The 1,073-nt window shown below is 68.2% G+C and carries 1 protein-coding gene; it reads left to right on the top strand.

Translation table 11 applies throughout. The features are described from left to right. Positions 1–115: 115 nt before the first annotated feature. Positions 116–1,072 carry an IS481 family transposase gene (locus ACFRAC_RS36800; protein WP_382939802.1) on the top strand — a complete coding sequence of 319 codons (957 nt, stop codon included), beginning with the start codon at positions 116–118 and terminating at the stop codon, positions 1,070–1,072. The last annotated feature ends 1 nt before the right edge of the window (position 1,073 follow it).

Below are 1,073 nucleotides of genomic sequence, written 5' to 3' on the forward strand. Positions count from 1 at the left end.
AAAGAACAAGCTAGGTGTATTGATCACGAGCGTTGTTAACGCTCGCTGGGCTTGATCATGGCGAAGACCTCCGGTGTGGTGGAGCTGTCTAGGACTGCACCGCACGGAGGTCTTCGTGTCCCACCGTAATGCCCGGCTGACCGTTCATGGCAGGCGGCTGTTGGTCGAGCGTGTCCGTTCCGGCCGCCCCGTCGCGCATGTCGCGGCCGAAATGGGCATCTCGCGCGTCACGGCCCACAAGTGGATCCGCCGCTGGCGAGCCGAGGGCGAACAGGGGCTGCACGACCGCTCCAGCCGTCCGCTGACGACACCCCACCGCACTGCACCGCTCATCGAGGCCCGGGTGTGCCGGCTGCGCCAGGACCGCAAACTCGGCCCTGCCCGCATCGGCCCGATCGTGCACCTGCCCGCCTCCACCGTCCACCGCATCCTGACCCGGCACGGTCTGAACCGCCTGGCCTTCATGGACCGGCCCACCGGACAGGTCATCCGCCGCTACGAACGCGACCGGCCCGGGGAGCTGGTCCACGTGGACGTCAAGAAACTCGGCCGCATCCCAGACGGCGGGGGCCACAAGGCACTGGGCCGCCAGGCCGGCCGGGCCACCCGCAGTGGCATGGGCTTCGACTACATCCACTCTGCCGTCGACGACCACAGCCGCCTGGCCTACAGCGAGATCCACGCGGACGAGAAGGCCGCCACCTGCGCGGCCTTCCTGACCCGGGCCGCGGCCTTCTTCGCCACCTGCGGCATCACCCGCATCGAACGGGTCCTGACCGACAACGCCTGGCCCTACCGCAAGAGCTTCGCCTGGCAGCAGGCCCTTGCCGACCTCGGCGCGGCCGGCAAGCTCACCCGCATCTACCGGCCGCAGACCAACGGCAAGGTCGAACGCTTCAACCGCACCCTGCTCGAGGAGTGGGCCTATCTGCGGCCCTACACCAGCAACACCGAACGCACCGACGCCCTGGCAGACTTCCTGCACACCTACAACCACCACCGCTGCCACACCGCACTCGCAGGCCAGCCACCCATCAGCCGCGTGAACAACGCTGCGGGTCAATACACCTAGG

It is taken from the genome of Streptomyces sp. NPDC056628, assembly GCF_042792555.1.
Taxonomy (GTDB): Bacteria; Actinomycetota; Actinomycetes; order Streptomycetales; family Streptomycetaceae; genus Streptomyces.